Source organism: Corallococcus sicarius, assembly GCF_003611735.1.
GTDB lineage: Bacteria > Myxococcota > Myxococcia > Myxococcales > Myxococcaceae > Corallococcus > Corallococcus sicarius.
In genome coordinates this window covers 1-8,936 of the sequence record NZ_RAWG01000364.1, presented here as the reverse complement: position 1 = coordinate 8,936, position 8,936 = coordinate 1, and the positions used below count along the sequence as shown (strand labels likewise).

Below are 8,936 nucleotides of genomic sequence, written 5' to 3'. Positions count from 1 at the left end.
TTTTTGTAAGCCGAAGAGGGGAGACGAGAGAGGCTCCGGTCTCGTGGGCGCGGAGAGGTCTATAAGAGACGGACAAAGGGGTGGGGGCGGGACCTTCCCCGGACGTTCCGGCGTACAGTGCCTGAAGGGGTGAGTGCATGACGGTTCGCATCCAGCGCCGGTGGTGGGTGGCCGGAGGGCTTGGCGTGGTGCTCGTGGGAGGCGGCCTGGCCATGGCCGCGTCCGGGCGGTGTCTCTCCGCCTGGGTGTTCCAGGGCGTGGAGGTCCCCCAGTGTCCGGACGGCGCGTTCCGCCAGACGGTGGGGCTGTCCGCCGAGGGCCTGGCGCGAGGCGCTTCCAGCCGCGTGGCCATCTGGGCGGAGGCGCACGGGGTGGACGAACACGGCAACGCCCTGCGAGGGCGCGTGGGCCGGGGCACCGCGGTGCTGTCCCTGCTGGACGCGGCCGGCCAGGAGACGCCCCTGCCGGTGGACGCGAAGGCCCGCTGGGAGCGCGAGGGCGACGGCCCGCTGACCGCGCCGGTGACGCTGCCCCAGGTGCCGGACGGCGACTACCGGCTGCGCGCGCGCGTCACCACGCCGCTGGGCAGCGACACGGTGGAGGCGGCCCTGCCGCTGTACGCGCCGGCGCGGGTGCGGGTGCTGACGGACCGCCCTCTCTACGAGCCCGGGCACCGGGTGCGCTTCCGCGCGGTGGCGCTGCGCGCGAAGGACCTGTCGCCGCTCGACGGGCGGCCGGGGACGTGGAAGGTGGCGGACCCCTCCGGTGAGGTGGTGCTGGAGGAGCGCGCCCCCGCGGGGCCCTGGGGCGTGGTGGCCGGGGACCTTCCGCTGGACCGGGGCGCGCCCACGGGCGAGTGGACGGTGGCGTGGACGAGCGGCGGCGCGTCCGGTGAGGCGCGCTTCACGGTGGAGCCCTTCAGCCTGCCGCGTCTGCGATTGGAGGCCCAGAGCCCCAAGCCCTTCTGGCGCGCGGACGAGACGCCGGAGGTGACGGGCCAGGTGTCATACGCGTCCGGCGCGCCGGTGGCGGACACGGACGTGGCGCTCACGTGGAGCCATGCGGGCGCGTGGCCGCCCCCGCCGGAGTGGCTCGGGGGCGCGCTACCCCGAAAGGCCCGCACGGACGCGACGGGCCGCTTCCGGGTGATGCTGCCGCGCGTGCCCGCGGACCTGCGCGGGCAGGCCACCCTGAGCGCGAGCGTGGAGGCGAAGGACGCCACGGGCGAGCCGGTGCGGGGCGCGGTGTCGCTGCTGCTGTCCGAGGACGCGCTGGCCGTGTCCTCGGTCACGGAGCTGGAGGACGGGCTCGTCGCGGGCTTCAACAACCGCGTCTACCTGCGTGCCACCACCGCGGCGGGCCGGGTGCTGCCGGGCGCGGAGGTGACGGTGACGCGCGCGTGGGATCCGGCGGATCCCGGCGTGCGCGCGGTGGCGGACGAGGACGGCGTGGCCGCCTTCCAGTTGGATCCCGGCCCCGCGGTGAACGTGGTGGTGCCGCCGCAGCCCGTCCGCGTGCAGCCGCGCCCGCCGCCCGTACGGCTCGCGTCGGCGAGGGACCTGTTGAACGAGGAAGGGCAGGCGTCGATGGGGGATCAGCTCGCGCTGGAGCGCCTGTTGCCCGCGCTGCATCCCTGCGCGCGCTTCGTCGCTCCGTCCACCGGGTCCTCCACGGTGACGCTCGCGGCGCGCGTGGCCCCGTCGGGGCAGGTGCAGGACGTGGCTGGCGCGGATGAGGGACTGGACGCCTGCGTGGCCACGGTGCTGCGCGGACGTCCGCTGTCCTCCGGCAGGGAGCGGATGCTCGCGCTCCAGTTCTACGTGACGGACCCCGGCCTGCCCCTGCTGGAGCCGCAGCCGGAGGCGGCCTTCGGCGATGAGCAGGCGGTGGCCGAGGCGCTGTCCGTCCCCGCGCTGGACGCTCGCGCGTGCCTGCCGCCCACCCTCACGGAGTCCTCGGACCTGCCCATCACGCTGGCGTGGCGACAGGTGGCCGGGAAGCGGGACGTGGCGGTGTCGTGGGTCCCTGGGACGTCGCGGGAGTCGGTGCTCCCGGCGACGGCGCTCTCGTGCATCAAGGAGCGCTTCGCGCGGATCCGCGTGCCGGCGTCCGCGTTGGAGGCCTCGGAGGACGGCTCGGAGGAGGACGGCTCGACGCAAGGGGCGTCCATGGGCGTGGTGCGCTTCACCGTGCAGCCCCAGGAGGGACCGGGGCAGGCCCGTCAGGCCCGGGCCACCACCTTCCTCGGCTACGAGCTGAAGGTGCGGGCGAAGTGGGATGGCCAGGACGTGGGAGAGACGAAGTGGGTGGTGCGCCCCGCGCGACTGCCGGCCCTGCGCCTGCGGGCGACGCCGGTGCTGGCGAAGGCGGGGGAGGCCGTGAAGGTGGAGCTGCTGCGCGGCCCGGACTTCCAGGGCGAGCTGCCCCGGACGCTGGTGCTGGTGGCGGGGCAGGCGCGGCTGAAGGAGCCGGTGGACACGGCCACGCGCTCGGCGCGCTTCACGCTGCCCGCGGACTTCGAGGGCTGGGCCGAGGTGGAGGGCGTGGACGCGCGGGCGCGCGTGTACGTGGCGCCGCGCGCGAAGCTGTCGGTGGAGGTGTCGCCGGACAAGCCCGCGTACGCGCCCGGGGCGCTGGCGCACCTGCAGGTCCGCACGGTCGTGGACGGCAAGGACGGGCCCGCGGCGGTGGGTCTCTTCGGCGTGGACGAGATGCTCTCGCAGCTCGCGCCGCTGCCGGGCGCGGACGCGCTGGGCGGCTTGCGGCCCTCGCCCACGGTGTCCACGCCGGCCTTCGGCGTGCTGGACGGCCAGGCGCTGGCGATGGGGCGCATCCGCGGCGCGAACGCGGCGGCGGCGGCGCTCCTGCGCGTGACGCAGGTGCCTCCGCCGGAGGAGCTGGAGACGCGCGTGACGGCGGGCGCGATGACGCCCTTCTCCCCGGACGCGGAGCTGACGGAGCCCTTCTACGCGGTGCTGACGGAGCTGCACGCGCAGACGCGCAAGTGGGAGGAGACGGCGCCCGCGGGTGAGACGTTGGACCCGGCGGGCCTGGCGCGGCTGTGGTCAGCGTCGCTCGCGGCGTGTGAGCAGCGGGGGGAGAAGGTGACGGATGCGTTCGGACGCAAGCTGCGGCTGTCGCGCCTGCCTCCGGACCTGCTGTCGCTGACGGATCCCCGCGCGGTGGTGGTGAGTGGAACGCGGTTGCCGGAAGACGTCGTGAACTGGGGCGCGTGGGTCGCCCGGGAGGCGCCATGAGCTCGCGCGCGGTGAAGGTCGGGGCCGGTGGCCTCGTGGTGGGCTTCGTGATGGGCGTGTGGGCCGTGGCGATGATGCGCAACGGAGCGTCCTCCGCTGACGCGCTCGCGGCCGAGCCGATGCCTGTCGCGGCCATGGCCCCCCCGATGGCGGAGGAAGGGTATGCCCAGGCGGCACCGCCGCCGATGGCGAAGCGCAAGAGCATGAAGGACTTCAGCGCGAAGGGGATGGGCGGGCGCGGGACGGGGCCCGGAGGCGGCGGCATGGGAGCGGCTCCGTCACCCTCGGTGTCCATGGACGCGGAGTCCGAAGCGCCCTCCGAGCAGGAGGCGGAGAAGGACGACGGGGACGCAGCGGCCGCGCCCACCCGCGCGTGGTTCCCGGAGACGTTCCTCTTCGAGCCGCTGGTGGTGACGGACGCGAGCGGCGCGGCGACGGTGCCCGTGCGCGTGCCGGACCGGCTGACGCAGTGGCGGGTGCTGGCGCTCGCGCACTCACGCTCCGGCGCGCAGGCGGGGGCCGTCACGTCCTTCGCGGGCACGCTGCCCACCTACGTGGATCCGGTGCTGCCGCCCTTCCTGCGCGCGGGCGACACCGTGCGCCTGCCGGTGCAGGTGGTGAACACCACCGACAAGGAGGTGGTGGCCGCGCTGAAGGTGGACGTGCGGGGCGCGCAGGTGGAGGACGGCGCGCGTTCGGTGAAGGTGCCCGCGCGGGGCAGCACCGTGGCGGTGGTGACGGTGCGGGCCCAGGGCGCGGGCCCGGTGACGGTGCGGGCCTCGCTGGGGGACACCGACGCGGTGGTGCGCGACTTCGACGTGTGGGCCACCGGGCAGCCCGTGGTCCAGACGCGGGGCGGGTCGCTGGCGGCGCCGCGCACGCTGTCGCTGGTGGGCCCGGCGGACGCGCAGCCCGGCAGTGAGCGGGTGCGGCTGCAGGTGTACCCGGGCGCGCTGGGCGTGGTGCGCGCGGAGCTGGCGGCGGTGGAGCGCAGGCCGGCGGATGTCGCGGCGGACGCGTACGCGCTGCTGCTCGCGGGCCAGGCGCCGGAGCTGTTGAAGGCGCTGGGCGAGACGCCGGACAAGGAGGCGCTGAAGGCCCTGTCGATGGTCGCGGGGCAGCGCGTGCTCCGGGCCGCGCGCGCGCCGTCGGTGGACGTGGCGACGCGGCTGGCGGAAGGCGCGCTGGCCCACCCGGAGAACCCGGTGCTCGCGCGGCTGGGCGAGCGGCTCGTGGGGATGGTGGCGAAGGCGCAGCGGCCGGACGGCACCTGCCAGGGCGGCGACGGCTGGACGCTCCAGCGCCTGCTGGTGGCGACGGCGGACTGCGCCCGCACGGTGCGCGCGACGACGGGCACGCCCGAGGGAAAGCAGCGCGCGCTGGCCTTCACCGCGCGCTCCGCGGGTGTCTTCGAGCGCTACCTGCCGCAGGTGAAGGACGGCTACACGGCGGCGGTGCTGCTCGCCGAAGGCGCGGTGACGGGCTCCGTCGCGGATGCGCTGCGCACCCGCGTGCGCGACGCGCTGAAGCAGGGCGCGGATGGCACCGCGTCGCTGCCGGTGGAGCCGGGCATGGTGCGCGCGGACGGCGCCGAGCCCTCCGAGGTGGAGGCCACGGCGATGGCGGTGCTCGCCCTCCAGGGTGATGCGAAGGCCCCGCTGGCGGACCTGGGCGCCTTCCTGCTCGCGCGCTACACGCCAGGCCAGGGCTGGGGGGATGGACAGGCGAACCGCGTGGGCCTGCGCGCCGCGCTGGTGCTCTTCCGCGAACCCCTGCCGGCGCAGGTGCGCGTGACGCTCACGCGCGACGGGCAGACCGTCACCGAGGGCACCTACGACGCGAAGGCGCTGCGCGAGGTGCTGGCGCTGGAGGCGGCCGCGCCGGGTTCGGCGGGGACGCACGCGTGGACGGTGCGCGCGGAGCCTGCGGTGCCGGGGCTGGGTTTCTCGCTGTCGCTGGCCGCGGCGGTGCCGTGGAAGCGCGAGGAGAAGGGCGGCCTGCAGCTGGCCGTGGTCGCGCCGAAGGAGGCGCGCGTGGGGCAGCTCGCCGACGTGCGGGTGCAGGTGGGCGCCCCCTCGTCCCTGCCGCTGCTGTTCCAACAGGAGCTGCCCGCGGGTGTGCAGGTGGACCCCGCGAGCCTGGAGGCGCTGGTGGCCTCGGGGCGGGTGACGTCCTGGGACGTGCAGGACGGGGCGCTGTCGCTGCGCCTCGCCTCGCGCGCACAGGGTGAGCTGGTGCAGGTGGACTTCCGCGTGCTGCCCACGCTCGCCGGGACGTTGCAGGCGGGCGCCTCGCGGCTGGGCGTGCCCGGCCGGCCGGACCTCGCCTCGTCGCTGCCACCCACCACCTGGGCGGTGCGCTGAACCCGGGGGCTGTATCAGGTCGGGTCATTCCCCACTCCTGGTCCGCGGGCCCCTGGACTTCGTCCAGCAGCGGACGGCGGTGGGGAAGCCCGTGGACGCGCGGCGGGGGCCCGGCCCGGCGAGCGCTCCGTGCGCGGTGCAAACGCTGCCCGCATGCGTACACTGCAAGTCACACGGCAGGCGTGACTGCGCGCGGCCGCGAGAGGACACGGATGGAGCTTGAAGGCTCCGAGCGGGAGGAACTCACCCACGCCCTCCAGGGCGCTTTCACCTCGGTGGAGGACCTCCACCGGATGGTCACGGTGAAATGCGGCCGCGACCTCGTGCCTCCCGTGGAGCGCGAGGGTGCGGCCCGGGCCCGCGCGCTCGTGCACACCGCGGAGGCGGAAGGGTGGACGGACACGCTCGTGCGCGGCGCGCAGGCGGCGGCGCCCGGCCATCCGCGGATCCGCCGCTTCCTCCAGACGTACTTCTCCTCCGTGCAGCGCAGCGTGTCCGGCAGCGCGCTGGCGCGCATCATCCAGGCGTCGAAGCAGGCGCTGACGCCGGAGCTCTGGAGGGACCGGCTGGCCACCCTGTCGCGGCGCGTGTGCCGCGTGGAGCTGGAAGGAGGCCGCGCGCTGGGCACCGGCTTCCTGGTGGCGCCGGACGTGGTGCTCACCAACTCGCACGTCATCGAGCACCGGTGGGTGCAGGCGCTGCGCGTGCGCTTCGACCTGAAGGTGCTGCCGGACCGCATCGCGGTGCACCCGGGCCGCGTGTTCCCGGTGGCCGCGTGCCTGGCGCAGAGCCCGCACAGCCCCGCGGACCTCATGCACCCCCGCCCGCGCGAGGCCACGCACGACGAGCTGGACTACGCCTTCCTGCAGATTCAAGACGCCCCCGGGGAGGAGCTGCTGGGGGCCCGCCCGCGCGGCTTCATCCCGCTGTCCGCGTCGCCCACGTCCTTCACGCCCGGCGTGCTGGCGCTCGTCATGCAGCACCCCAAGGGCCGGCCGATGCAGGTGGCGCTGGACACGTTCCAGGGCGTCAACCGCTCGCTCACGCGCGTCACGTACTGCACCAACACGCACCCGGGTTCATCCGGCTCGCCGTGCTTCACGCAGGACCTGGAGCTGGTCGCGCTGCACCACAGCGGGGATCCGCGCCCCGGCCACGAGGCCGCCGAGGACGACGAGGGCATCCCCCTGGAGACCATCCGCGCCAGCCTGTCTCCCGGGGTGCTGCGCCGCCTGGGCTGGGACTGAAGGACCCTCGCGCGAGACGTGCATGAGGGGTCGGGGTGGGGGACTGCTATCGTCCCCGCGCATGGGCCTTCCAGCTCGAAACCGCGGGGCCGTGACCCTGCTCTGCCTGCTGCCGACGCTCGCGCTCGCCGCGCCGCGCTTCAGCATCGCGGGCCTGACCTCCAACAACGAGGTGCGGCTGCGCACGTCCACCCCGCACGTGGAGACGGTGCTGCGCGTGGACCTGCTGCCTCCGCAGGGGGAAGGGGGCGCTGCGGCCGCCCAGGACGGAGGCCCGGCGGACACGCGGGTGACGGTGCTGGCGGATCCGCTGCTCGCCGAGGACGGCACGCAGGTGCCGGTGACGGTGCGCGTGGGCAGCGCGACGGACGGCGCGGCGGACGCGCCCATCTCCTCGCGGCAGCCGGTGATGGTGACGCTGTCGGCGGACCTGCCCGGGCCCGGGGAGTACAGGGGCCGCGTGGTGCTGCTGGGCGACGGCGCGCGGGACGTGACGCCGCTCTTCGTCCAGCGCGTGGAGGCGGCGCCGACGGTGCAGTTCTACCCGGTGGCGCCCGCGCGCGGCTGGACGCTGGGGCCCTTCTCCGGGAAGGCCACGGTGCGGCTGTCCTTCCGGGAGACGGCGGGCGTGGGCGGCGCGGTGGGGCCCGCGGCGGTGGTGCAGTTGGACCGCAAGGAGGGCGGGGCGGGCAACGGCGCCGCGCCCGTGCAGGCGCAGGACGCGCGCTGGGTCTTCCGGGCCGCGGACGGCGCGCAGGAGGGGCCGGGCGCGGGAGGCGTCCTCCAGGTGCCCGCCCACGGCACCGGCCTGTTGAACCTGGACGTGTCCGGGCTGCCGGAGTCCGGCGAGTACACCGGCACGGTGCGGCTGCTCGTGCCCCAGGGCACGCCGGTGGATCAGACCTTCACCATCTGGGTGAAGTCGCCCGCCATGTGGGGCGCGTTCCTCATCTTCCTGGGCGTGGTGACGTCCGCGGCGGTGCGCTTCTACGTGCAGCGCGTGCGCCCGCGCGTGACGCTGCGGGGCCGGGCGGAGGCCGCGCGCCACAAGCTCCAGGAGCTGGTGCCCGCCCGTCCGCTGGAGCGCGAGGCGACGGTGGCCGCGTCGCTGCGGCGGCAGGTGGACGCGTTGCTGGAGAACATCCAGCGGCCGTTGAGCGGGCTCGCGGTGCAGGACTCCGTGCTGGCCCTCTTCGAGGCGCGCCTCCAGCTCTTCTCCCTCTGGTCCGTCCTCCTGCGGCAGCTGGAGGGCTTGAAGGGCGTGGCGCTGCTGGACGCGGAGCGGAAGCTCAAGTCGGTGGAGGCGCTGCTCCAGAACGACCAGGCCACGTCCGCGGACTTCACCGAACAGGCGCAGTCGCTGCGCACGCTCGACCTGGAGGCGGTGGCGCGCGCGGTGCTGGAGGCGCGCCTGTCGGAGCTGGAGCAGCAATCCCAGACGATGAGGGTCCAGCGCGGGGATGAGCCGGTGAGCCGCCGGCTCCAGGGCGAGCTGCCGCTGTACCTGCACCGCGCGCGGCAGCAGCTCCCGGGGCCCGACCTGGACACCTCGCGGCGGCTGGTGGAGGCCGCGCGCGAGGCGTTCCTCGAAATCCTCCTGTCGGACCTGGAGGGCTCCATCGGCGGGAAGGAGCTGCCGGGCGGCTTCACGCCGGAGGAGTGGGCGCAGCTGCGGGCGCAGGTGGGCGAGAAGCTCATCCGGGCGCGCGCGCGCAAGTCGGCCAGCGTGGACGAGGCCTTCCTGTACTACCAGTCCGCGCACGCGCTGTACCTGCGCGCGCTGGTGGACAACCTGGACGAAGCGGTGGCCGCCGCCCAGGTGGAGGCCGGTGGGGACCTGAGCACCCGGTCGGACTGGGAGGCGGAGGTGGACGCGCGCCTGGACGCGGCGCGCGCGCACCTGGACAAGGGCGAAGCGAACCTGGCCGCGCCGGAGTACCGCGCCGCCCACGAACTCTTCGCGCGCAACGCCACGCGGCGCCAGCAGGTCGCCGCGGGCACCCGGATGCAGGCGCCCCCGGCCCCGGCCTCGTCGGTGACGCTGGACCCCTTCTCCCAGAGGCCCCAGG

Annotated in this window: 4 protein-coding genes; all 4 read left to right on the top strand. The window is 75.3% G+C overall.

Annotated features, from left to right (window positions below):
* Positions 1 to 137: 137 nt before the first annotated feature.
* Positions 138 to 3,257, top strand: coding sequence for an MG2 domain-containing protein (locus D7X12_RS35685; protein WP_120629674.1), 3,120 nt, complete (start codon positions 138 to 140; stop codon positions 3,255 to 3,257).
* On the top strand, positions 3,254 to 5,620 hold the full coding sequence (locus tag D7X12_RS35680) for an alpha-2-macroglobulin family protein (protein ID WP_120629675.1): 2,367 nt from the start codon (positions 3,254 to 3,256) through the stop codon (positions 5,618 to 5,620). Before D7X12_RS35685 ends, D7X12_RS35680 begins: the two co-directional genes overlap by 4 nt.
* Before the next feature lie 212 nt (positions 5,621 to 5,832).
* Positions 5,833 to 6,867 carry a trypsin-like peptidase domain-containing protein gene (locus D7X12_RS35675; RefSeq protein ID WP_120629673.1) on the top strand — a complete coding sequence of 345 codons (1,035 nt, stop codon included), beginning with the start codon at positions 5,833 to 5,835 and terminating at the stop codon, positions 6,865 to 6,867.
* Between the two features lie 91 nt (positions 6,868 to 6,958).
* Positions 6,959 to 8,936: hypothetical protein (locus D7X12_RS35670; protein ID WP_120629672.1), on the top strand; the 1,978-nt coding region annotated here is incomplete at its 3' end.